The organism is Paracoccus sp. MC1854 (assembly GCF_014164635.1).
Lineage (GTDB): Bacteria > Pseudomonadota > Alphaproteobacteria > Rhodobacterales > Rhodobacteraceae > Paracoccus.
Map to the genome: position 1 here is coordinate 187,685 of NZ_JACJFU010000006.1, position 23,233 is coordinate 210,917.

Below are 23,233 nucleotides of genomic sequence, written 5' to 3' on the forward strand. Positions count from 1 at the left end.
TGGTCCCGAAGGGCGGGCGCGGCAAGGGTCAGGCCACGGGCAGCTTCCAGCGGCGTTCCAGCGCCTCGATAGCTGCAATCCGCCGCGGGATCGGCGGGTGCGAGGCGAGCCATGCGACCGGGCGGCCGCTCATGCCCGTCAGCTTGTCCAGCCGTGACAGCAGCGCCTTCTGGGGTTCGGTGCCGAAGCCCGCCTTGACCATCAGCGCGGCGGCGAAGGCGTCGGCCTCGTATTCATCCTCGCGCGACAGCCGGGCCGCCAGCGCCGAGGCAACGAGGCCGGCGATCCACGGGCCGACAAAGGGGATGAAGCGGCCGAAGGTCGTGGCCAGCACCATGCGGACGAGGTTCTGCCCGGCGAAATCCATCATCCTCCGCCGCGCATGGCCGTGGGTCACATGGCCCAGCTCATGTGCGATCACCGAGGCGAGTTCGGCTTCCGTCACCCGCCCGGCGTCAAGCTGATCGAGGAAGCCGCGCGTCAGGAACACCCGTCCATCCGGCGCGGCCAGGCCGTTGACCGGCTTGATTTCGTAGACATGCGCCTTGACCCGCCCGATCCCCATGGCGCGGCCTAGCCTGTCCAGCGCCGCCGCAAGGCGCGGGTCCTCCAGCGGGGTCGAGTTCTCTGTCAGTTGCTGGCGCAGGCGCCAGGCCGACAGCAGCCACATGGCGACGGCGTAAAGGATGATGAGCAGGATCGGCAGCAGCTTCATGCCGCCAATCTGGGCGCTGCAGGGGGGACGATCAACGGCCTAGCCGAGAACACGCATCGCCCGTGTCAGCCCTTCCAGCGTCAGCGGCATCATCCGGTTCTCGAAGATGCGGGCGATCATGCCGATGGACTGGGTATGGCCCCAGTGGCGTTCGGGCACCGGGTTCAGCCAGACGTGATCCGGCCATGTCTCGCAGAGCCGGCGCAGCCACAGTTCGCCCGGCTCGGGGTTCCAGTGCTCGTTGGCGCCGCCGGGGGCGGCGATCTCGTAGGGCGACATCGAGGCATCGCCCACCACGATCACCTTCCAGTCGCGGCCATAGCGGTGCAGCAGGTCCCAGGTCGGGATCGTCTGGTCCCAGCGGCGGCGGTTGTCGCGCCAGACGGATTCGTAAAGGCAGTTGTGGAAGTAGAAATGTTCGAGGTTCCTGAACTCGGCGCGGGCGGCCGAGAACAGTTCGTCCAGCACGCGGATGTGGTCGTCCATGCTGCCGCCCACGTCCAGAAGCAGCAGCACCTTGACCGCGTTGCGCCGCTCGGGCCGGGTCTGGACGTCGATGTAGCCGTGGTCGGCCGTGGCCCGGATGGTGCCGGGCAGGTCCAGTTCCTCGGCCGCGCCATGCCGCGCCCATTGCCGCAGCCGCTTCAGCGCCACCTTGATGTTGCGGGTGCCCAGTTCCACGGTGTCGTCGAAGTCGCGGAACTCGCGCTTGTCCCAGACCTTGACGGCGCGGCGGTGGCGGCTTTCGTCCTGCCCGATCCGCACGCCTTCCGGGTTGAAGCCGTAGGCCCCGAAGGGCGAGGTGCCCGCCGTCCCGATCCACTTGTTGCCGCCCTGATGGCGGCCCTTCTGCTCGGCCAGCCGCTCGCGCAGCTTGTCCATCAGCGCCTCGAAGCTGCCCGCGCCCTCGACGGCGGCCTTCTCCTCGGGCGTCAGCAGCTTCTCGGCCAGCTTTTCCAGCCATTCGCGGGGCAGGGCGGCCTCGCTGACCAGAGCCTCGACGGGGATCGTTTCCAATCCTGAGAAGCTTTCCGCAAAGGCGCGGTCATAGCGGTCGATGTGGCGTTCGTCCTTGACCAGGATCGCGCGGCCGACGGTGTAGAAGTCGTCCACCGACCAGCCCGCGACGCCTGCCTGCATCGCCGCCATCAGGTCCAGCCATTCCCGCAGGGAAACCGGAACCCCGTGGCGACGCAGCGTGTCGAGGAATGGGCGGAACATCGGCCTCAGCCCCTCATGGCGCGGTCGATGAAGATCGTCGCGAACAGCCCCAGAATGGCGAAGGCCAGCGCGTGGGCCGCAGCATATTGCAGGCGGTCCTTGACGTTTCCTTGCACCCGGCGGGCCCGCAGGTCGCCCAGAAACGCGCCGAGGACAATGGCGATGATGATGATCATGAGCCGCCCCCGGCGTGCAAAGGAAAGACGATCAGCGGCTGCTGTAGGCGAATCCTGAGGGGGTGACAACCCGCCGAGCTGCAACCTGGAAGGGTTGTTTTTTTTTCCAACGCAATCGAGGCGGCAAAAAGCCAATGAAGCTTGCGTAATTCTCTCCTCAAGGATGTGCACTGGTTGCATCAACCACCTGAACATGCAGGGATTTATATAACTTTATTGTTCTGTTTGCCGAAGGCTTGAGGCATAAGCGAGCTAAGCCTGTTCGGCCGCGTGTTTACCAGTTTTCCGGTTGTCGGAGTTACCAGTATGACCTTCTGCTCCTGCCCCACGCCGGGCGGCTGTGATACGACGTTCAAAGCCATCTATCTCGGCGACGTTCACAAAGATCAGTATATCGACCAATGGGAACTCATTCCCGGCGCTGAATCCGCTGCCTGCCTGAGCGGCACGACCTTCGGGTCCGGCGACGATCCGCTTGCGGGCAACATCGTCGATATCACCGTCACCCGTGACTGGAACCGGGATGGCAAGCTGGAAGGCAACAACCTCCTGGGCCATTACGATACCTTCAGCACCTCCCCCGCGGTCGACGTGCCGCAGCGGGGGACGGACATCGTCAAGCAGGTGGACAGCTTCAGGTTCGACGGTGTTTCGCAATACAAGGCGGTCATCACCTATACGGATGGCACCTGTGCCGAGGCGCTGGTCACCGTGATCCAGGACGATCTGGGCCGCACTTTCCTTGTTCCGCCGGAAAACGGCAAGGGGGTCGAGGCGATCAATGCCAAGCCCATCGCCTCGATCGAGCTGGGAAAGGCGATCCCGGACAAGGACGGCGACTACAATTACTGCCCGCCCGACAATCTCCACCCCGTTCCCTGCTTCACCGCCGGTGTGCGGCTGGCGACGGCCAAGGGCCAGCGCCCGGTTGAAAAGCTGTCGGTCGGCGATCTGGTGGAGACGGCCGACAACGGGCTGCAGCCGATCCGCTGGATCGGCAGCCGCAGGCTGGACGCCGTGGATCTCGCGGCCATGCCGCGGCTGCGGCCGATCCGCATCCGCAAGGGCGTGCTGGGCGACCGGCTGCCCAGGCGCGACCTGCTGGTCTCGCCCCAGCACCGGATGATGGTCCGCTCGGCCATCGCGCAGAAGCTGTTCGGCACGGATGAGGTGCTGGTCGCGGCCAAGCACCTGCTGGCACTGGACGGGGTCGAGGTGGCCGAGGACGTCACCGAGATCACCTATGTCCATGTGCTCTTCGATCGCCACGAGGTGGTCTATGCCGAGGGCGCGCAGTCCGAATCGCTTTACACCGGCGAACAGGCGCTGCGGGCGATCGGCGAGGAAGCGCATCGCGAAATCCTTGCGCTGTTCCCCGAACTGGCCGACCGGGCCGGGGCTGCGCCGGGCGCACGGATGTTCCTGAACGGCCGGCAGGGCCGGAGCCTCGCCTCCAGCCATGCCGGGCATCCGCTGCAGTGACACCGCCCGACCGTTGACGGAAACCGGGGCCCTTCGGGGCCCTTTTTCGTTCAGCCCCTGTCGCTGCAATCGATGCGGTCACTAGCGACGGGGTTGAACAGCTTCACCGTGACGATTACCTTTGATCCAACACGATTTCGGAGGGCGTTACAGATGACGCCCAGGCGTCCCGCGGGTGCGGACGCGTCCTTGGCCATTGCGGCCTCGCTTGCCGTCACCCGCCAGCCCGACGAGGGGTCGCTTTACGCGGCCCTCGATCTGGGCACGAACAGTTGCCGGATGCTGATTGCCCGCCCGACGGGCAGTCAGTTCCAGGTGATCGACAGTTTCTCGAAGCCGGTCCAGCTGGGACACGGCCTCGAGGCATCCGGCCGTTTGTCGGGTCAGTCCATGACCCGGACCGTTCATGCGCTGCAGGTATGCCGGCGCAAGATCGAACAGCATGGCGTCCGCCGGATGCGGCTGGTCGCGACCGAGGCCTGCCGCCGTGCCCGCAACAGCCGCGATTTCCTGCGGATGATCCGGCGCGAGACCGGCCTGCCGCTGGAAATCATCGCCCCTGAGGAGGAAGCGCAGCTTGCCGTGATCTCCTGCGCGCCGCTGGTCAGCCTGCGGACGGAACAGTTGCTGGTGGTGGATATCGGCGGCGGCTCGACCGAGCTGGTCTGGATCGACCTGGGCGACGTGGAACCAGCCGAGCGTCCCCGCGCGATCATGCGGCTGGCGGACGGCTTCGGCGACCGCTCGCCGGGTTCGGCGCGGGTGGTGGACTGGATCAGCGTGCCGCTGGGCGTTGCGACCCTGCGCGACCAGTTCGACGACGTGAATGACGATCCCGCGCGCTTCGCCCTGATGAGCTGGCAGTTCGAGCAGATGCTGGAAAGCTTCGCCCCCTACGCCACGGGTTCGAAGGCCGACGACAAGTTCCAGATCATCGGCACCTCCGGCACGGTGACGACCGTCGCGGCCAGCCATCTCGGGCTAAAGCGTTATGACCGCACCAAGGTGGACGGGCTGACGATGACGACGGCGCAGATTGACCGGGTAATCCAGAACTATCTCGCGCTTGGGCCCGAGGGACGTCGCACCGATCCGCGGATCGGGCGGGAACGGCACGCGTTGATCATGTCGGGCGCGGCGATCCTGCAGACGTTGATGCGGGTCTGGCCCACCAACCGCCTGTCGGTCGCCGACCGGGGGCTGCGCGAGGGGCTTCTTTACGCGCAGATGGTGCGCGACGGGGTGCTCACCTCGGACGGTCTGAAGGGGGTGGCGTGATGGCGACGGGATCGGGTGGCAAGGGTCGCGGCCCCGTGCCGGGCAGCCGGGCGGGCAAGGGCACGTCGGGGCGCGGCCAACGCGACTTGCGGGTGCGGGTCAAGACGGCCAAGGGGCGCAAGCTCTCCTCGACCCTCTGGCTGGAACGGCAGTTGAACGACCCTTACGTCGCCCGGGCGAAACGCGAAGGGTATCGCGGCCGCGCCGCCTACAAGATCCTTGAACTGGATGACAAATACGGCTTCCTCAAGCCTGGGGCGCGGGTCGTGGACCTCGGCTGCGCGCCGGGCGGCTGGTGCCAGGTCGCCGCAGGCCGGGTGAATGCCTTGGGCGAGGCGCGTGGCAAGCCGCAGGGGCGTGTCCTGGGCGTGGACCTGCAGGCGGTCGATCCGATCGCGGGGGCCGAGATCCATCAGCTCGATTTCCTGTCCGATGGCGCGGACGAGCAGGTCAAGGCCTGGCTTGGGGGTCGCGCGGATGTGGTGATGTCGGACATGGCCGCCGCGTCCTCGGGCCACAAGGGCACGGATCATCTGCGGATCGTGGCGCTGGTCGAGGCTGCGGCCGATTTCGCATTCGACGTGCTGGAACCGGGTGGCACCTTTGTCGCCAAGGTGCTGGCAGGCGGGGCCGAGCAGGGGCTGCAGGCGATCCTCAAGCAGAACTTCGCCACGGTCGCGAATGTGAAGCCGCCGGCGAGCCGGTCGGATTCATCCGAGAAATTCGTTGTCGCAATGGGCTTTCGCGGGGGCAGGGAGGCCATCGCCCAAGAGCCTGCCGTGAATGCCTCGGATGAAAGCGCCTGAAGGCAGGGCGCCGGTCGATCACGCAGGTAGCCGCAGAATGGCCGAATCCGGCTATTTTCCCAAGCAGTTCCACAGGTGACAACAGATTTCCATGGAAAGGCGGTGCGTGCTTCGGCACGAAGAAAGGTGGAATATTCCTGGACGGAGTGACATTCGCATTCCGGGCAGGGGCCGGGTGAAATTCGCTCCTTCACAGCAGGTTTCAAACCATCTGGTCAGGCTGTGCTGGCGGTTCATGGCGGCAACCGGATCGTGGAACCTTCCGGTATTTTGCGTCGCCTTTGGCGTGCCTGGGAATCCGTCAGTTTCGACGAAGGGGGTGTTCTTCGGCTCTGCCTCTCCCTGCGCTGATTGCCAGCAGTCCCTTCCGTGTCTTCAGATCTCCCCCGCCATTTCGGGCGCAGCCTTGCGTCACGCATGTGCCCGGAACGCTTCTGCCGGTCGTCCCGCAAGTGCCATCATGACGCGGTTCAGATGCGCGGTTCCGGTGAAGCCGAGATCCTCGGCGATCTGGGCAAGGCTGCGGGTGCGATCCGGCAGCAGCGCCACCGCACGTTCGACCCGCAGCTTGTAGATCAGATCCAGCGCCGAGCAGCCCCGCTGCCGGCGGCAGGCCATGTCCAGCCCACCCGCCGTCGTGCCCAGCGCCTCGGCCAGATCGGCGATGGTCCGTCCGCGACCCATCTCTCGGCCCGCGAGTTCGCAATAGGCCTCGACCAGCGCGCGGCTGTCTTGGCCGGGCAGGGCAGGGCCTGCAGGTTCCGGCCGGGCAGACAGGCGGTGCAGCGTGGCCGCAATCAGTTCCAGCCGGCAGGCAGCGGTTGCGCTGGCGATGGGGTCGCGGCCGCGCATTGCCAGTGCGGCGATATCGGCCGAAAAGGCATCGCTGGCCCCGCTGCCGACCACGATGCGGTTCGGCAGCGCCAGTCGCCGGCCCATGTCGCGCTGCATCAGCAGTGCCTGACCTGCCACGCCGGGCTGGGGATCGGCGGCAAAGGCGGTGCCGGCGGGCACGAAGATCACGCTGCCGGCGCCGTGATCCACCGCACCGCTGGGCAGGATGATCCGCATCACGCCTGCCGTGACACGGATCAGGCAATGGTCCCCGCGGGTCCGGCCGCGCCGGACGCCATCCGGCCGGGCAGCGCCCCCCCAGACAAAGCTGTCGAGCGGCAGCAGCCGCAGCCCGGTTTCGGGCGGCCGCGGCCGCCCGGCATAGGGCGTGATCGGTGCTGCGGGCTGCGGCAAATTCGCCGGCGGCGAGGGCGTGAACGCATCCGGCGCATCGACAAGGCAACCGGCGGGATAAAGGCTGTCGGTAAATGTGTTCGGGTCAGCGGACATCGGCCTGCCCCCAAGGATCGCTATGCGTAAATATCGCACATAAAACGTTGATAAACCACTAACGTTCCCCGAAATTCCTTAAACGTGAACAATGGTCCAGTTGCGCATCCGGTTGCGGAACCAGATGCGCTGGCTTTTCGCATATTGACGCGTCGAGATGACCGCGCGCTCCGTCGCTTCGGCCAGCGTTGCGTGCCCTTCCAGGTGGCCCTTCAGCTCGGCCGCGCCGATCGCGCGGGTCCATTGCGCGCCTGTCTGCCAGAGGGGCAGCATCTGCCGCACCTCGTCCAGCGCGCCCCGCTGCAGCATCGTGTCAAAGCGCGCGGCGATGCGCCGGGCAAGCCGGTCGCGGTCCGTCTGCAGCACGAAGCGCTGCGCCCCGCCCGCCGGAATCAGCGGCGGCGGCGTTTCGGCCTGCCAGTCGGCAAGCCCCCGTCCGGTCGCGCTCAGCACCTCCCACGCGCGCTGGACGCGGGCCGGGTTCCGCAGGTCCAGACCCGCGCGGGTGCGCGCGTCCAGCGCCTCGATCATCTCCTCCAGCCCGCCACGCGCCAGCCATGCGTCGCCCTTTGCCCGGATCTCTGCGGGGACCGGGGGAATGACGGCCAGGCCCGAGGTCAGCGCCGACAGGTAAAGCCCGGTCCCCCCTGCGATCACCAGCGGGCGGGACCGGTCCAGCAATGCCGCGACCTCGGCCAGCCAGTCTCCGACGGAATAGCTGCGCCCCGGCGCGATATGGCCGTAAAGCAGGTGCGGGGCCGCGGCTTCATCCTCGGTCGAGGGGCGCGCCGTCAGCACCCGCCAGCAGGACCAGACCTGCAGGGCATCGGCATTGACCACCACACCGCCAATCGCCCGCGCGATCCGCAGCGCCATCGCCGACTTGCCCGATGCGGTCGGTCCCGCGATCAGGACCGGGCGGCTCGGGTCGATGGCGGCGACGAGCCGTTCAATCCGCGAGGGATCGTCTGACGCGGCGGAGGCGGTGTTGATCATGCGCTCTATCTGCGTCATTTTGCCGGCCGATGAAATCCGCGGGGGCCACAGCATGACCGAAACCGACCTGACCAACCCCGCGCCACCCTCGACCGCCGCACCGCAGGCCGTCGGCTATGACCGGGTCATGCTGAAGATCTCCGGCGAGGCGCTGATGGGGGATGAGGGCTACGGGCTGCATCCGCCGACCGTCGCCCGCATCGCCAATGAGGTGAAATCCGTTCATGATCTCGGCACCGAGATCTGCATGGTGATCGGCGGCGGCAACATCTTCCGTGGCCTTCAGGGCAGCGCCCAAGGGATGGAGCGGGCGACCGCCGACTACATGGGGATGCTGGCCACGGTGATGAACGCGCTGGCCATGCAGGCGGCGCTGGAAGCCGAGGGCATCCACACCCGCGTCATCAGCGCCATCCGCATGGACGAGGTGGCCGAGCCCTACATCCGCCGCCGCGCCATCCGTCATCTGGAAAAGAAGCGCGTCATCATCTTCGCGGCCGGAACCGGGAACCCGTATTTCACCACCGACACCGCGGCCACGCTGCGCGCCAACGAGATGAACTGCGAGGTGATCTTCAAGGGCACCAAGGTGGACGGGGTCTATGACAAGGATCCCAAGAAGCATGCCGACGCGGTGCGTTACGACAACGTGAGCTATGACGAAGTGCTGCAGAAGCACCTGAACGTCATGGACGCCTCGGCCATCGCGCTGGCGCGGGACAACAACCTGCCGATCATCGTCTTCTCGCTGGACGAGCCGGGCGGCTTCTGCGGCATCCTGGCGGGGAACGGCACCTATACGCGGGTGCACGAATAGGAACCCCGGCCCGCCGCGTTCGTTCTGCCTTGAAGCCAGAAACGAGGCGGCCATGTCCGAACAGATCCCCCTTTCCGACGACGCAAGCGCGGTCGAGCCGGAACTGGATGCCGCACGGCGCGACCATACGCATGAGGTCGCGCCCGATCTGGCCTATCGGCGCCTGGGCATTGTCAACGTGATCTTCGTGGGCCCCTCGGGCGCAGGGGATCGCGAATGGGTGCTGATCGACGCGGGGCTGACCGGGACGGCGGGCCTGATCCGCAGTGCCGCGCAGGCGCGCTTCGGGGAAGGATCGCGCCCCGCCGCCATTGTCATGACGCATGGTCATTTCGACCATGTCGGCGCGCTGGAGCAGCTGGCCGAGGAATGGGACGCCCCCGTCTACGCGCATCCGCTTGAACACCCCTACCTGAACGGCAGCGCCGCCTATCCGCCCGCGGATCCAAGCGTCGGCGGCGGGCTGATGGCGCGCCTCTCGCGTCTTTACCCCAGGTCGCCCGTGGATGTCGGCGCGCGCCTGCGCCCGCTGCCCGAGGATGGCAGCGTGCCGTTCATGCCGGGCTGGCGCTGGGTCCACACGCCCGGCCACTCGGTTGGTCATGTCTCGCTCTGGCGCGACGGGGATCGCGCCCTGATCGTGGGCGATGCCTTCTGCACGACAGGGCAGGAGTCCGCCTATGACGTTGCCCTGCAAGAGCCGCAGATGCACGGCCCACCGATGTATTTCACCATCGACTGGGAAGCCGCCGAGGAGTCGGTGAAGAAGCTCGCCGCGCTGGGACCCGAACTTGCCGTGACCTTTCACGGCCAGCCCATGCGCGGCCCCGAGATGCGCGCGGCGCTGCACCGGCTCGCGCGCGAGTTCCGGGCGGTGGCGGTGCCGGAAAAGGGCGAGTATGTCGCCCGCGCCCGCCGGGCCGGGGACGGCAGCGCCTACGAGAAAGCGTAAACCTGTCTGCAACTGCGGCGGCAGTGCACCTATACAAACCCGTCCGCAAGCGGCTATAGAGCGAAAAAACTATCTGCGAGCAGGATTATGGCCGACGAGATCGAGATCGATACGGATGACCTTGAACGCCGGATGAAAGGCGCGATGGACAGCCTGCGGCACGAATTTTCATCCCTGCGGACGGGCCGCGCCTCGGCCAGCATGATCGACCCGATTACCGTGGACGCCTATGGCTCGCCCACGCCGATCAACCAGCTTGGGACCGTGAACGTGCCGGAACCGCGCATGGTCACGATCAACATCTGGGACAAGGGCATGGTCGGCAAGGTGGAAAAGGCGATCCGCGAAAGCGGCCTCGGCATCAACCCGCAGACCAACGGCACCATCATCATGCTGCCGATCCCCGAACTGAACGAGGAACGCCGGCGCGAGCTGACCAAGGTCGCCGCGCAATATGCCGAAAGCGCCCGCGTCGCGATCCGCAACGTGCGCCGCGACGGCATGGACCAGATCAAGAAGGGCAAGTCCAAGGGCATGGCAGAGGACGACCAGAAGTTCTGGGAATCCTCGGTGCAGGAACTGACCGACAAGATGATCGCCGAGGTGGACAAGGCGCTCGAGTCTAAACAAGCCGAAATCATGCAGGTCTGACATCATGGCCGAAGCAGCGCCGGTCATCACGCCCGCCTTCGCCAATGGCGCAGCCCGCTCCCGCCATGTCGCGATCATCATGGACGGCAACGGGCGCTGGGCCAGCGAGCGGGGCTGGCCGCGCCTCGTCGGCCACCGTCGCGGGGCCGAGCGGGTCAAGCAGATCGTCCGGGCGGCGCCAGACCTCGGCGTGAACTGGCTGACACTTTACGCCTTCTCGACCGAGAACTGGAAGCGCTCGACCGAGGAAGTGCTGGGCCTGATGGGTATCTTCGCCCGCTATATCCGGCGCGAGGCCGACGCCATGGCGGCTGAGGGCGTGCGGATGCGCTTCATCGGCGGGCGCGAGCGGCTGGACCCCAAGCTGCAGGCGCTGATGGCGGGGATCGAGGCGCGGACGGCGGGCAACTGCCGCCTGAACCTGACCGTCGCCATCAACTACGGTGGCCGCGACGAGCTTGCGCGGGCGGCGGCGCGGCTGGCCGGCAGGATCGCGGCCGGCGAGATCGCAAGGCCCGGCGAGGCCGACCTTGCCGCCTGCCTCGACACCGCCGGCCAGCCCGACCCGGATCTGGTGATCCGCACCTCGGGCGAGACGCGGACCTCGAATTTCCTGCCGTTTCAGGCGGCCTATGCGGAATACGAGTTCACGCCGGTGCTGTGGCCCGATTTCTCGCCGGCACATCTGGCCGAGATCCTCGACCGCACCAGCCTGCGCCAGCGCCGTTTCGGAGCGGCATGAGGGGCCTGCGCCCACCGCGCGTCGCGCCACAGGGCCGCTGGCCCGATCTGGCCGAGCGGCTCGGCTCGGCGCTGATCATCCTTGTTGCCGGCACCGCGCTGCTGTTGCTGCCGGTGCTGGTGGCCAGCATCGGCATCTCGGTTCTGTTCGCGGCCCTGATGTGGGAACTGACCCGCCTCGTGGTCCCGGCGCCGCAGCGTGGCCGGGTGATCGGCGTCGGCCTGCTGTCAGGCCTGGCGATGGCCCTGACGCTGCTTTGGGGATCGTGGGGGGCGCTGGCCTTCATCCTGTCCCTTGGCCTCGGCACCCGCATCGCCCGGCGCGAGCTGCGGCTTGCCTATGTCGGCTTCAGCCTGATGATGGTCTTGGCGGCTTGGGGGCTGCTGTGGATACGCATCACCTTCGGCTTGGGCGAGGCGGTCTGGATCGTGGCCCTGGTCGTGCTGTCGGACGTGCTGGGTTACTTCGTCGGCCGCAGCGTCGGCGGCCCCAAGTTCTGGCCCGCCATCAGCCCGAAGAAGACATGGAGCGGGACTGTCGCCGGCTGGGCCGGTGCGGTGCTGTTGGGGATCATCCTCGTGATCCTCGGCCGGGCCGATCCCGGCGTGATCGTGATCGGCCCGCTTCTCGCCTTTGCCGGCCAGATGGGCGATATCGCCGAAAGCTGGATCAAGCGGCGGGTCGGCGTAAAGGACAGCTCGCGCCTGATCCCCGGACACGGAGGGCTGATGGACCGTTTCGATGCGATGGCAGGATCGCTCGCCGCAGCGACGGTGCTGGGCCTGGGCAACTGGCTGCCGATCGTGGGCTGAGATGCGCAGCGTTTCCATCTTCGGCGCGACCGGCTCGGTCGGGGAAAGCGCCTTCGACCTGCTGATGCGGTCAGGCGGACCCGCGACATGGCGGACGGTCGCCCTGACCGGCGGGCGCAACGTCGCGCGGCTGGCCGAGATGGCGCGCGCCCTGCGGGCCGAGATCGCCGTGATCGCCGACGAAGCGCTGCTGCCTGATCTGCGCGAGGCTCTGGAGGGGTCGGGGGTCGAGGCCGCGACCGGCACGACCGCCATCGCCGAGGCCGCCGACCGGCCTGCCGACTGGACCTTGTCGGCGATCGTGGGCGCGGCGGGGCTTGCCCCCGGCCTGCGGGTGGTCCAGCGCGGCGGCACGCTGGCATTGGCGAACAAGGAAAGCCTTGTTGCCGCAGGCCGCCTACTGATGGGCACCGCACAGCGCAGCGGCGCCACGATCCTGCCGGTGGATTCGGAACATTCCGCCGTTTTCCAGTGCCTTGAGAATAACAGTCTCGACCGGGTCGAGCTTGTCACCCTGACCGCCTCGGGCGGCGCCTTCCGCGACTGGCCGCTTGAGCGGCTGGCCCGGGCCACGGTGGCCGAGGCGTCCAGCCATCCGAACTGGGACATGGGCCAGCGCATCACCATCGACAGCGCCTCGATGTTCAACAAGGCGCTGGAAGTCATCGAGGCGCATGAGTTCTTCGGCCTGCCGGAAGACCGCATCGCCGTCCTGATCCATCCCGAATCCATCGTCCATGCGCTTGTCGCCTATATCGACGGCGGCACGCTGGCGCATCTGGGGCCGCCGGACATGCGCCATGCCATCGGCCATGCGCTGCACTGGCCCCGGCGCGAGAAGCTGCCGTTGCCGCGGCTGGACCTTGCCGCCCTGGGCAGCCTGACCTTCCGTGCCCCCTGCGGGACGCGCTGGCCGGCGCTGGCATTGGCGCGGCAGGTGATCGCGCAGGGCGGGGCCGCTGGGGCGGTGCTGAACGCGGCCAAGGAACAGGCGCTGGACGATTTCATCACCGGCCGCATCCGCTTCACCGACATGGCGGGGGCGGTCGCGCATGCGCTTGATCTCGCGGCGGGGCGGGCGGGCTTCGGGAACAGTCCCGACAGCCTGCAGACCGTTCTGGAATGGGACGCGCAAGCGCGGCGTGACGCCGCCGTGTGGCAGGCGGCGGCATGATCGGGGAAATCGCCGGACAGATGGGCGGCTTTGCCTGGACGGTCGCCGCCTTCATCATCGCGCTGTCGATCATCGTGGGCGTCCACGAATACGGCCATTACATCGTCGGCCGCTGGTCGGGCATCCGGGCCGAGGTCTTCTCGCTAGGCTTCGGGCCGCGGCTGTTCGCCCGCCGCGACCGGCGCGGCACCGTCTGGCAGGTCGCGGCGATCCCGCTTGGCGGGTATGTCCGCTTCCTCGGGGATGCGGATGTGGCCAGCGCCACCCGCGACGGCTCGGTCGACCCAAGGCTGGCGCGGCAGACGCTGGGGGGTGCGCCGCTCTGGGCGCGGTTCGCCACCGTTGCGGCGGGGCCGTTCTTCAACTTCATCCTGGCCGCTGCCGTCTTTGCGGGCGTGGTCATGTGGCAGGGGCTTGCCACCGACCGCGTGGTGGTGGGCGAGATCGCGCCCGCGCCCCCCGGCATCACCAACGACCTGCGGCCCGGCGACGAGGTGCTGGCCGTCGGAGGACAGCCCGTCACCGACTGGGGCGCGCTGTTCCGCCTGTCCGAGACGCTGCCGCCCGCGCCGCAGCAGCAGTGGACCGTCCGCCGTGGGGGCAACGAGATCACCGTCACCGCCCCCGATGTCGCGCCACCGCGCGTCTCGGGCGTGGGGCCGCGCAGCGCCGCCTCGGCGGTGGACCTGCGGCCCGGCGATGTGATCCTGGCGGTCGAAGGCCGGCCGATCACCCGCTTCACCGACCTGCGACCGACCGTCGAGGCCGCGCAGGGCCGCCCCGTCACCATGCGCGTCTGGCGCGAGGACGCCGGAGAGGCCGATTTTGTCCTTGTCCCCCGCGAACAGGACCTGCCCCGCGTCGATGGCGGCTTCGAGAAACGCTGGCTGATCGGCGTGACCGGAGGAGAGGGCTACATCCGCCCCGCCACCCGGACGCCCAACCCGTTCGAGGCGCTGTGGATCGGCACACAGCAGACCTGGGACGTGATCTGGGGCTCGCTGACCGGGCTGGTCGCCATGGTCACCGGGCAGATCGGCCGCTGCAACCTGTCCGGCGCGATTTCCATCGCCGAGGTCGCGGGGGACGCGGCCAGCTCGGGCGCGGGCAACTTCTTCTGGCTGGTCGCGGTGCTGTCGGCGGGCATCGGTTTCCTGAACCTGCTGCCGATCCCGGTGCTGGATGGCGGACACCTTGCCTTCTACACATGGGAGGCCGTGGCGGGCCGCCCGCCGTCGGCACGCGTCATGGATGTGCTGACCCGCATCGGCGTGGCGCTGGTGCTGGCACTGATGTTCTTCGGCCTCTCCAACGACATACTTTGCCGCTGAGGCGGGGGTTTGCTTTGACAGGACAGGCGGCAGGGGTTTAATCCTGCCGCAAATGCGGCCGGGAAAACCGGCGCGATACGCCAGGCGCAAGGGACAGGTCATGTGGGATCGCAGGATGGGCGCAAGCCCGGCTATCAGGGGCACGCGGGCGCTCGTCTCGGGACTGGCGCTGACGGTCATGCTGGGGATGCCGGCGGTCGCCGCCGTTTATTCCGAGGTGCGGCTGGAAGGCGCGCAGGGCGTCGATGCGGAAACCATCCTGTCGCTTGCCGACATTCGCCGCGGCGCCGACCTGTCGCTGGGCGATCTGAATGACGCGCAGCAGCGCCTGCAGCAGTCGGGCCTGTTCGAGACGGTCGAGATCGTCCCGCAGGGCAGCACGCTGGTCATCCGCGTCAGCGAATATCCGGTCATCGACGTCATCAGCTTCGAGGGCAACCGCCGCCTGAACGACGAACGGCTGGGCGAGATCGTGCAGTCGCAGTCGCGCCGGGTGTTCTCGCCCGCGCAGGCGGAACGGGACGCTCAGACCATCGCTGCCGCCTATGCCAGCGAGGGGCGCTATGCCGCCCGCGTCGATCCCCGCGTGATCCGCCGCCCCGGCAACCGCGTGGATCTGGTGTTCGAGATCCGCGAAGGCGACCTGACCGAGATCGAGCGCATCGGATTCGCCGGCAACCGCGCCTTTTCCGACCGCCGGCTGCGGAACGTACTGGCGACCAAGCAGGCGGGCATCCTGCGGACCTTCATCCGCCGCGACGTCTTCGCCCCCGAACGGACGCAACTGGACGAGCAGTTGCTGACCGACTTCTACCGCTCGCGCGGTTACGCCGACTTCCGGGTGCAGGCCGTGGCGCCCGAGGTCGCCCGCGAACGCGACGCGTTCTTCGTCACCTACAACATCTACGAAGGCCCGCGTTACACCTTCGGCAATGTCACCGTCGTCAGCGAGGTGCCGGGCGTGTCCGCCGACGCCTATGTGGCGCAGAACCGGGTTAGGCCGGGACAGGTCTACAGCCCGCAGGCGGTCGAGAACTCGATCCAGCGGCTGGAGGCCGTGGCCTTGCAGCAGGGCGCCAATTTCCTTGCGGTCGAACCTCGGGTGACGCGAAACCCGCGCAACCAGACGCTGGACCTGACCTTCGCGCTGACCCGCGGGCCGCGTGTCTTTGTCGAGCGCATCGACATCGAGGGCAACACGACGACGCTGGACGAGGTGATCCGCCGCCAGTTCCGCACCGTCGAGGGCGACCCCCTGAACCCGCGTGAGATCCGCAACTCGGCCGAGCGCATCCGGGCGCTGGGCTACTTCGCCGACGCGCAGGTGGAAACGCGCGAAGGGTCCAGCCCGCAGCAGGTGATTGTCGATGTCAACGTCGAGGAGCAGCCGACCGGCAGCCTCGGCTTTGGCGCCAGCTATGGCGCCAGCCAGGGCATCGGCTTCAACGCCTCGCTGACCGAGCAGAACTTCCTTGGCCGCGGTCAGACCGTTGCGCTGTCCTTCTCGACCGCCAGCGGCTCGCAGGGGTTCGATTTCAGCTTCATCGAGCCGTCCTTCCTGGCCCGCGACCTGCGCGCCCGCCTGTCGGCCTGGTACCGCACGTCGGATTACGACAACGCCCGCTTCAACACGCGCAGCTTGGGAATTTCGACGGGGATCGAGTTCCCGGTCAGCGAGAACGGGCGTCTCGAACTCAGCTATCGGCTGAGCAAGGACAAGCTGTATGATGTCGATCCCGTCGGCTTCGATCCCGAAACCGGCGAATGGATCGGCTCGTCCCCGATCCTGGTGGGCGAGCAGGGCGAGCGCGTCAGCTCGGCGCTTGGCTACAGCTACAATTACGACACGCGCGGCACGGGCCTGGACCCGCTGACAGCCTGGAAGCTGCGCTTCAGCCAGGATTTCGCAGGCCTCGGCGGCGATGTGGATGCGGTCACCACGACGATGCTGGCGGGCGTCGAAAGCCGCGCCTGGCGCGAGGAAGTCGCGCTGCGGGCCGAGTTCGAGGCGGGCGCGCTGGTCATGCTGAACGACAGCGAAAGCCGCATCACCGACCGTTTCCGCGGGACCGGCCGCATCCGCGGCTTTGAATCGAACGGCTACGGTCCCCGCGACCTGAATGCGCCCTACGAGGACGCGCTGGGCGGCAATTATTTCTGGGCCGCCCGCGCGGAGGCGCAGTTCCCGCTGGGACTGCCCGAGGAATACGGGATCAGCGGCGGCATCTTCGCCGATGCCGGTTCCGTCTGGGGGCTGGACAATGTCGCCGGTTACGGCCGCGACACCAACGACCGCGACGGGGACGGCAACGTGACCGAAGCCATCGACGGCAGCGTGGATGACAGCATGAACATCCGCGCCTCGGTCGGGGTGTCGCTGTTCTGGACGACGCCCATCGGGCCGTTGCGCTTCAACCTGTCCAAGGCGATCAAGAAAGAGGACTACGACAACACGCAGCCCTTCGACCTGTCGATCTCGACCCGGTTCTGATGCGCCGCGCGCTGGGGCAGGCGGGTCTGGCGGCGGCGCTGCTGGGGGCGCTGCTCGCCCCGGCGCCTGTGGCAGGGCAGGAGCCTCCGCCCGCGCGGCCCTCGCCCTTCGGCTCTGCCCGTCCTCCGCAATCCCCGGCGCCGGTTCCACCGAATGACGCGGGCGATCTTGCCGGGCCTGAACTGTCCCGGCCCGCTGCACCCGGCGGACCTCCGCCTGCCGGCCCCGGTCCCGAAAGTGGCGCGCCCCTGCGGGTGGTGCCGCCCACTCTGCCGGCCGGGGGCGCCGCCGCCGCGCTGGGCCGGGCGGTGCTGACCGTGGACCAGGAGGCCATGTACCGCCAGTCGCGCTGGGGGATGCGCGCCCAGGCCGAACTCGCGGCCCGGTCGCGGCAGGTGGCCGCCGACAACGACCGCGCCTTTGCCGATCTGGTCGCCGACGAGGATGCCCTGACGGCCGCCCGTGCCACCCTGTCGCCCGAGGAATTCCGCCAGCGCGCCGCCCGCTTCGACGAACGGGTGATGGCGGTCCGCGCGGAACGCGAGGCCGCGCGCAATGCCTTGGCGGAGATGTCCGATCTCGACCGCGCCCTGTTCGCCCAAGCGGCCGCGCCGGTGCTGGGGCGGCTGATGACGGCACGCGGCGCGCTGGTGGTGCTGGACCAGCGCACCGTGCTGATCGCCGATGAACGCATCGACGTCACTGCCGCCACCATCGCGGCGCTGGATGCCGAACTGGGCGACGGGCGCGAGATCGTGGCCGCCGCCTTGGCGCAGTCCCGCGCGCGCGAGGAGGCTGCCGAGGAAGAAAGCGCAGGAGCCGGACCCGAGGACGCGCCCGACGGCTCTGCCGCGGCGCCCGCCGGAACGGCGCTGGACCTGCCCGAAGGCGCGCCCGCTGCCCCGCAGGACCCGCGCTAGGCGTGGCGGAGGGATCAGGCGACCGCCCCCTTGCCTTTGCCGGGCAGAGGATCGGCCTGCTCGGCGGCTCGTTCGACCCGGCCCATCAGGGGCATCTGCATATCACCCGCATGGCGCTGCAGCGGTTCCGGCTTGACCGCGTCTGGTGGCTGGTCAGCCCCGGCAATCCGCTGAAGCCGCAGGGTCCGGCACCCTTGGGCCAGCGGATCGACGCGGCCCGCCGGCTTGCCCGCGACCCGCGCATCCTTGTCACGGGGATCGAGGCGGGGCTGGGCACGCGCTGGACCGCCGACACCATCGCGGTGCTGCGGGCGCGTTATCCGGGCGTGCGGTTCGTCTGGCTGATGGGGTCGGACAACCTGATCCAGTTCAGCCGGTGGGACCGCTGGCGCGGGATCGCGGCTCAGGTGCCGATCGGGGTGATCGCCCGTCCCGGCTCGCGCACATCTGCCCGCACCTCGCGCGCGGCCCGCATCCTTGGCCCCCATCGCCTGCCCGAAGACCAGGCGGGCCGTCTGGCGGACAGGACGCCGCCCGCCTGGGTGCTGGTCAACGTGCCGATGTCGGACCTGTCCTCCAGCGCCATCCGCCACGCGCGGCTTGCCGCCCATCGAGATGGACCCGCCGCTGGCACAACCGGGGCTGCCTTGCCAAGTCTTCCAGCCATTTGATAGGCACGAAGGAAATATTCGGAGCACAAGATGGCCGAGACCGCGCGCAACCCCGCCCCCTACGACTCTGCCGATCTGGCTCTGATCAAGCGGATCATCCCGCACCGCTATCCCTTCCTGATGATCGACAGGGTCCGGGACATCGTGCCCCATGAAGGCGCGGTCGGGATCAAGTGCGTCACCTCGAACGAGCCGCATTTCCCCGGCCATTTCCCCGACCAGCCGGTGATGCCCGGCGTCTTGATCGTCGAGGCGATGGCGCAGACCTCGGCGGTCGTGGTGGGCATCAGCATGAACATGATCGACAAGACCATGCTGACCTATTTCATGGGCATCGACGGCTGCAAGTTCCGCCGCATGGTCCAGCCCGGCGACGTGCTGGAACTGCATGTCCGCGTCAAGCGCCCGGGCGGCAAGATCTGGAAGTTCACGGGGCAGGCCAAGGTCGATGGCCAGATCTGCGCCGAGGCCGAGTTCACAGCGATGATGGCGCCGGCAGATGGCTGACACCGCCATCCACCCCTCGGCCATCGTCGAGACGGGTGCGGAACTGGGGCAAGGCGTCCGCATCGGTCCCTTCTGCCATGTCGGTCCCGAGGTGCGGCTGGGTGACGGGGTCGAACTGAAATCTCATGTCGTCGTCGCGGGCGACACCGAGATCGGGGCCGAAACCGTCATCTTTCCCTTTGCCTGCATCGGCGGCATCCCCCAGGACCTGAAGTTTCAGGGAGAGCGGACCCGGCTTGTCATCGGCGCCCGCAACCGCATACGCGAATATGTGACGATGAATCCCGGCACGGCCGGCGGCGGCGGGCTGACGCAGGTCGGCGATGACGGGCTGTTCATGGCAAGCTGCCACGTCGCCCATGACTGTCGGATCGGCGACCGCGTGATCCTGGTCAACAGTGTCGCCGTTGCCGGGCATTGCGTGATCGAGGACGAGGTGATCGTCGGCGGGTTGTCCGGCATCCACCAGTTCGTCCGCATCGGCCGCGGGGCCATGATCGGGGCCTTGACGATGGTGACGGCGGACGTGCTGCCGCACGCGCTGGTGTCGGGGCCGCGCGGGCAATTCGAGGGGCTGAACCTCGTTGGCCTCAAGCGGCGCGGCGCGGATCGGGGCGACATCGCGGCGCTGCGCGATCTGCTGGCGGCGCTGGCGACGGGGTCCTTCCGCGACGCCGCGCGCGCCCGGGCCGAAGGCGAGGTCACGCCGATGGAGCGCGAGGTGCTGGACTTCATCCTCGGTCCCAGCGAGCGCAGCTTCCTGAAGCCCCCCGCATGACCGGCAGGACGGCGATCATCGCAGGCGAAGGGGCGCTGCCCGGTCTTCTGGCCGAGGCGCTGGATGCCCCGCTCGTCTACGCAATGGAAGGCTTTGCCCCGCCGATCCCGGCAACGTCCTTCCGGCTGGAACGGCTGGTCCCCTTCCTTTATGGCCTTGCGGACGAGGGCGTCACCTGCGTCGTCTTCGCCGGTGCCATCCGCCGACCCCGGCTTGACCCCGAGGCTTTCGATCCGCGCACCGCGACGCTGGTGCCGCGTTTTCTGGCGGCAATGCAGGCGGGCGACGATGGCGCGCTGCGCGAGTTGATCGCGATTTTCGAAGAGTGGGATTTCGAGGTCGTGGGCGTCACTGCGATCCGCCCTGATCTTGTCCCCGGTCCGGGCGTGCTTGTGGGCGAGCCCTCCGAGGCCGACCGGGCCGATGCCGCGCGTGCGGCCGAGATCCTGAGAGTGACAGGGCCTTTGGACATCGGCCAGGGCTGCGTGGTGGTGCAGGGCCTCTGCCTCGCCTTCGAGACGCTGCCGGGGACCGAGGCGATGCTGGATTTCGCCGCCGCACATCAGGGGCTGCGGCCGGTGGCGGCAGGCGGGCGCGGGGTGCTTTACAAGGCCCCGAAGCCGATGCAAGACCGCCGCATCGACCTGCCGGCGATCGGCCCCGATACCGTCGCGCAGGCTGCCCGCGCCGGTCTGGCGGGGATCGCCTGGGAAGCCCGGGGCGTGATGCTGCTGGAGCGCGAGGCGGCAATCGACGCCGCCGAGGCTGCGGGGCTGTTCCTGTGGGCGCGGGAGTGACGGGGTATTTGGGCCAGAAAGAAGCCCCTGCCGCCTGCTGCAAGGCGACGGGCAACGGTCGATGAAGGCCTTCCTGATCGCGGGCGAGCCTTCGGGCGACCGTCTGGGCGGGGCGCTGATCGACGGGTTGCGGCAGTTGGACCCCGCCCTTGAGCTTCAGGGGATTGGCGGCGAGGCGATGGCCGCGCAGGGGCTGCGCAGCCTGTTTCCCATGGCTGAGCTCAGCCTCATGGGCATCTGGGAGATCCTGCCGAAATACCGCGCGCTCAAGCGTCGGATCGCGGAAACGGCGCGGGCGGTGATCGCGGCGGCCCCCGATGTGCTGGTGACGATCGACAGTCCCGATTTTGGGCTGCGGGTGGCGCGGATCGTTCGGGCCGCGGCGCCGCAGGTCCGCACCGTGCATTACGTCGCGCCCTCGGTCTGGGCATGGCGGGCGGGGCGGGCGGCGAAGATGGCGCAGGTCATCGACCATGTGCTGGCCATTCTTCCCTTCGAGCCGCCGCTGATGCGGGCCGCCGGGATGACCTGCGATTTTGTTGGCCATCCAGTCGTGGCCGAGCCTGTTGCGACACCTGACGAGGCCGCGGCTTTCCGCGCAACCCATGGCATTGCCGCCGAAGCGCCGCTTGTCCTGTGCCTGCCGGGATCGCGGCGCGGCGAGGTCGAACGGCTCGGCCCCCGCTTCGACGAGGCGCTGATCCGGCTGCGCGACCGGGTGCCCGAGATCCGCGTCGTGCTGCCGACCGTTTCGGGCGTCGCCGACATGCTGGGCGGGATGGCAAGGCGCTGGCCGACCGCGCCGGTGATCGTGCAGGACCAGGCCGACAAGCGCGCGGCATTCGCCGCCGCCGATCTGGCACTGGCCGCCTCCGGGACGGTCAGCCTCGAACTGGCCGCAAACCGGGTGCCGATGGTGATCGGCTATGACATGGCGCCGATCAGCCGGGCGCTGATGGGGATGCTGCTGAAGACCGATACGGTGACGCTGGTGAACCTCGTCAGCGAGACCCGCGCAGTGCCCGAGTTCCTGGGCAAGCACTGCCAGCCCGGCCCCATGGCCAGCGCGCTGCTGCGCCTGCTGGACGATCCCGACGCCCGCGCCGAACAACTGGCCGCGATGGACCTGGCGATGCAGCGGCTGGGCCGCGGAGGAGAGCCGCCCGGCTTGCGGGCGGCGCGGTCGGTGATGGCGGCGGTTACAGCGCGGCGGTGATGATCGCCTCGACCCTGTAGTCGGGGGTAGCGAGCTTCGCTTCCCCCGTCGCGCGGGCGGGGCAGTGGCCCTGCGGCACCCAGGCGTCCCAGACGGCGTTCATCTCGGCAAAGTCGGCCATGTCGGCCAGCCAGATCTGGGCGGTCAGAATGCGCGTCTTGTCGGTCCCCGCCTCGGCCAGCAGCCGGTCGACCTGCGCCAGCACCTCGCGTGTCTGCTCGGTCACGCTGTCGCCGGGATTGTCCACCTGCCCGGCCAGATAGACGACGCCGTTGTGGACGACCGCCATGCTCATCCGGGGGCCGCATTCGATCCGCTTGATTTCCGCCATGTTCACGCTCCGTTGATAAGGCGCCAGAAGAATAGCGCCGTCATGCCGAAGCCCACCACCGCGATCAACCCGCGCAGGACGCCGACGGACATCAGCCGGGCGACAGGTGCGCCGGCGAGACCCCCGATGATGGCGCCGACGGCAAGGATCAGGCAGGGCAGCCAGGCGATCTGCCCGCCCCAGGCAAAAATTCCAAGGCTGATGGTGGACAGCGCAAAGGACAGCCAGGTTTTGAGGCCGTTCATGCTGTGGATGTCCGTCATCCCCCATAGCGAGAACAGCGCCAGAAGCACGATCCCGAGGCCGCCGTTGAAATATCCTCCGTAAAGCGCGACCGGGACCATGGTGCCCGCGCCAAAGGCCGTGACGCCGTTGCGGAAGCGCGAGGCGAAGGCCCGCAGTTGCGGGCCGGCAAGAAAGATCAGCGTCGCGGCAAGCAGCAGGAAGGGCACGATGGCCGAAAACGCCTCGTTCGAGGACACCAGCAGCAGCGCTGACCCGAGCGCGCCGCCCAGCAGCGTCCACAGCGTCAGCCGCAGCACGATGTCGCGTGGAATGCGGGCAATCTCGTGCCGGAAGCCGAGTGCGGCCGCGAGATAGCCGGGCAGGGCGGCCACCGTGCTGGTCGCGTTCGCCATGACGACCGGGACACCGGTGAAGACCAGCGCCGGAAAGACGATGAAGGTGCCGCCTCCTGCCACCGCGTTCAGCATTCCGCCGAGGAACCCGGCGACGAGCAGCAGAAGATAATCGGTCACGTCGCGTCCTTGCCCTGAAGTCGGCTCAGGGTGGCTAACCTGCCCGGAAACGGCAAGCGGACTGCGCGGGTGTTTCCGAAAGGCGAAACTTCGGGTGCAGCGATGACAAGGCTTTGATGCGGGCGGAGAACTTCGTCATGTGTTGCAACCATCCAGAAATGTCACCCTTGCTGGCAATTCAGGAATGTCACCGGGCGCCACGATGCCGGCAGCCGGGCAGGGCGGAGACCTCCGCCATCGCAGCCCTGACCGGCTGCCTTGAGCGGC

General features: G+C 68.3%; 24 protein-coding genes. 17 read left to right on the forward strand and 7 right to left on the reverse strand.

The genetic code is table 11. The features are described from left to right. Positions 1 to 28 precede the first annotated feature (28 nt). From H5395_RS07580 to H5395_RS07590, 3 genes are read right to left on the reverse strand one after another with little or no spacing between them, the layout of a single operon-like run. Entirely contained in the window at positions 29 to 715 is a 687-nt protein-coding gene (locus tag H5395_RS07580; protein WP_182791956.1) for a M48 family metallopeptidase, read from the reverse strand. A 39-nt stretch (positions 716 to 754) separates the two neighbouring features. Further along, entirely contained in the window at positions 755 to 1,936 is a 1,182-nt protein-coding gene (locus H5395_RS07585) for a VWA domain-containing protein (protein ID WP_182791957.1), read from the reverse strand. Positions 1,937 to 1,941: 5 nt separating this feature from the next. Then, on the reverse strand, positions 1,942 to 2,112 hold the full coding sequence (locus H5395_RS07590; RefSeq protein ID WP_182791958.1) for a hypothetical protein: 171 nt from the start codon (positions 2,110 to 2,112) through the stop codon (positions 1,942 to 1,944). A 306-nt stretch (positions 2,113 to 2,418) separates the two neighbouring features. Between H5395_RS07590 and H5395_RS07595 the strand changes: the two genes are divergently transcribed. The 3 genes from H5395_RS07595 to H5395_RS07605 all read left to right on the forward strand — a co-directional run bounded on the left by H5395_RS07595 (position 2,419) and on the right by H5395_RS07605 (position 5,678). Beyond that, complete coding sequence (locus H5395_RS07595; RefSeq protein WP_182791959.1) at positions 2,419 to 3,594, forward strand: Hint domain-containing protein; 1,176 nt, start codon at positions 2,419 to 2,421, stop codon at positions 3,592 to 3,594. 153 nt (positions 3,595 to 3,747) lie between these two features. Then, positions 3,748 to 4,872 carry a Ppx/GppA phosphatase family protein gene (locus H5395_RS07600; protein ID WP_182791960.1) on the forward strand — a complete coding sequence of 375 codons (1,125 nt, stop codon included), beginning with the start codon at positions 3,748 to 3,750 and terminating at the stop codon, positions 4,870 to 4,872. Then, on the forward strand, positions 4,872 to 5,678 hold the full coding sequence (locus tag H5395_RS07605; protein ID WP_182791961.1) for an RlmE family RNA methyltransferase: 807 nt from the start codon (positions 4,872 to 4,874) through the stop codon (positions 5,676 to 5,678). The genes H5395_RS07600 and H5395_RS07605 overlap by 1 nt, the downstream gene beginning before the upstream one ends. Positions 5,679 to 6,089: 411 nt before the next feature. On the opposite strand, the gene H5395_RS07610 is transcribed toward H5395_RS07605, so the two are convergent. After that, a complete protein-coding gene (locus H5395_RS07610; protein WP_182791962.1) occupies positions 6,090 to 7,022 on the reverse strand; it encodes a helix-turn-helix domain-containing protein in 933 nt (310 codons plus the stop codon). Between the two features lie 78 nt (positions 7,023 to 7,100). Continuing rightward, the gene (gene miaA / locus H5395_RS07615; protein ID WP_255440558.1) at positions 7,101 to 8,018 is read right to left on the reverse strand and encodes a tRNA (adenosine(37)-N6)-dimethylallyltransferase MiaA; all 918 of its coding nucleotides are present in this window, start codon (positions 8,016 to 8,018) and stop codon (positions 7,101 to 7,103) included. Between the two features lie 127 nt (positions 8,019 to 8,145). On the opposite strand from miaA, the gene pyrH reads away from it, so the two are divergent. The 14 genes from pyrH to lpxB all read left to right on the forward strand — a co-directional run bounded on the left by pyrH (position 8,146) and on the right by lpxB (position 21,877). Next, positions 8,146 to 8,835 carry a UMP kinase gene (gene pyrH / locus H5395_RS07620; protein ID WP_220494894.1) on the forward strand — a complete coding sequence of 230 codons (690 nt, stop codon included), beginning with the start codon at positions 8,146 to 8,148 and terminating at the stop codon, positions 8,833 to 8,835. Between the two features lie 52 nt (positions 8,836 to 8,887). After that, positions 8,888 to 9,787 (forward strand): MBL fold metallo-hydrolase, encoded by a 900-nt coding sequence (locus tag H5395_RS07625; RefSeq protein ID WP_182791965.1) that lies wholly within the window; start codon positions 8,888 to 8,890, stop codon positions 9,785 to 9,787. 87 nt (positions 9,788 to 9,874) lie between these two features. Further along, a complete protein-coding gene (gene frr, locus H5395_RS07630) occupies positions 9,875 to 10,438 on the forward strand; it encodes a ribosome recycling factor (protein WP_182791966.1) in 564 nt (187 codons plus the stop codon). A gap of 4 nt (positions 10,439 to 10,442) precedes the next feature. Further along, positions 10,443 to 11,180: a polyprenyl diphosphate synthase gene (uppS, locus tag H5395_RS07635; protein ID WP_182791967.1), complete on the forward strand. Its 738-nt coding sequence runs from the start codon at positions 10,443 to 10,445 to the stop codon at positions 11,178 to 11,180. Then, positions 11,177 to 11,992, forward strand: coding sequence for a phosphatidate cytidylyltransferase (locus H5395_RS07640; RefSeq protein ID WP_182791968.1), 816 nt, complete (start codon positions 11,177 to 11,179; stop codon positions 11,990 to 11,992). The genes uppS and H5395_RS07640 overlap by 4 nt, the downstream gene beginning before the upstream one ends. A 1-nt stretch (position 11,993) precedes the next feature. Further along, on the forward strand, positions 11,994 to 13,166 hold the full coding sequence (gene dxr / locus H5395_RS07645) for a 1-deoxy-D-xylulose-5-phosphate reductoisomerase (RefSeq protein ID WP_182791969.1): 1,173 nt from the start codon (positions 11,994 to 11,996) through the stop codon (positions 13,164 to 13,166). After that, the gene (gene rseP, locus H5395_RS07650; RefSeq protein WP_182791970.1) at positions 13,163 to 14,497 is read left to right on the forward strand and encodes an RIP metalloprotease RseP; all 1,335 of its coding nucleotides are present in this window, start codon (positions 13,163 to 13,165) and stop codon (positions 14,495 to 14,497) included. The genes dxr and rseP overlap by 4 nt, the downstream gene beginning before the upstream one ends. A 100-nt stretch (positions 14,498 to 14,597) precedes the next feature. Further along, complete coding sequence (gene bamA / locus H5395_RS07655) at positions 14,598 to 16,988, forward strand: outer membrane protein assembly factor BamA (RefSeq protein ID WP_182791971.1); 2,391 nt, start codon at positions 14,598 to 14,600, stop codon at positions 16,986 to 16,988. Next, positions 16,988 to 17,908, forward strand: coding sequence for an OmpH family outer membrane protein (locus H5395_RS07660; protein ID WP_182791972.1), 921 nt, complete (start codon positions 16,988 to 16,990; stop codon positions 17,906 to 17,908). Before bamA ends, H5395_RS07660 begins: the two co-directional genes overlap by 1 nt. 2 nt (positions 17,909 to 17,910) lie before the next feature. Beyond that, positions 17,911 to 18,579, forward strand: a complete 669-nt coding sequence (locus tag H5395_RS07665) for a nicotinate-nucleotide adenylyltransferase (RefSeq protein ID WP_370576409.1) — start codon at positions 17,911 to 17,913, stop codon at positions 18,577 to 18,579. A 30-nt stretch (positions 18,580 to 18,609) separates the two neighbouring features. Then, on the forward strand, positions 18,610 to 19,086 hold the full coding sequence (fabZ, locus tag H5395_RS07670) for a 3-hydroxyacyl-ACP dehydratase FabZ (protein ID WP_182791973.1): 477 nt from the start codon (positions 18,610 to 18,612) through the stop codon (positions 19,084 to 19,086). After that, positions 19,079 to 19,864, forward strand: coding sequence for an acyl-ACP--UDP-N-acetylglucosamine O-acyltransferase (gene lpxA, locus H5395_RS07675; protein ID WP_182791974.1), 786 nt, complete (start codon positions 19,079 to 19,081; stop codon positions 19,862 to 19,864). Before fabZ ends, lpxA begins: the two co-directional genes overlap by 8 nt. Continuing rightward, a complete protein-coding gene (locus H5395_RS07680) occupies positions 19,861 to 20,661 on the forward strand; it encodes an LpxI family protein (RefSeq protein ID WP_182791975.1) in 801 nt (266 codons plus the stop codon). Before lpxA ends, H5395_RS07680 begins: the two co-directional genes overlap by 4 nt. A 61-nt stretch (positions 20,662 to 20,722) precedes the next feature. Then, on the forward strand, positions 20,723 to 21,877 hold the full coding sequence (lpxB, locus tag H5395_RS07685; protein ID WP_182791976.1) for a lipid-A-disaccharide synthase: 1,155 nt from the start codon (positions 20,723 to 20,725) through the stop codon (positions 21,875 to 21,877). Here the strand turns inward: lpxB and H5395_RS07690 are convergent. Next, the gene (locus H5395_RS07690) at positions 21,861 to 22,208 is read right to left on the reverse strand and encodes a RidA family protein (protein ID WP_182791977.1); all 348 of its coding nucleotides are present in this window, start codon (positions 22,206 to 22,208) and stop codon (positions 21,861 to 21,863) included. The genes lpxB and H5395_RS07690 overlap by 17 nt on opposite strands. A gap of 2 nt (positions 22,209 to 22,210) precedes the next feature. Beyond that, a complete protein-coding gene (locus tag H5395_RS07695) occupies positions 22,211 to 22,966 on the reverse strand; it encodes a sulfite exporter TauE/SafE family protein (RefSeq protein ID WP_182791978.1) in 756 nt (251 codons plus the stop codon). Positions 22,967 to 23,233: the final 267 nt, after the last annotated feature.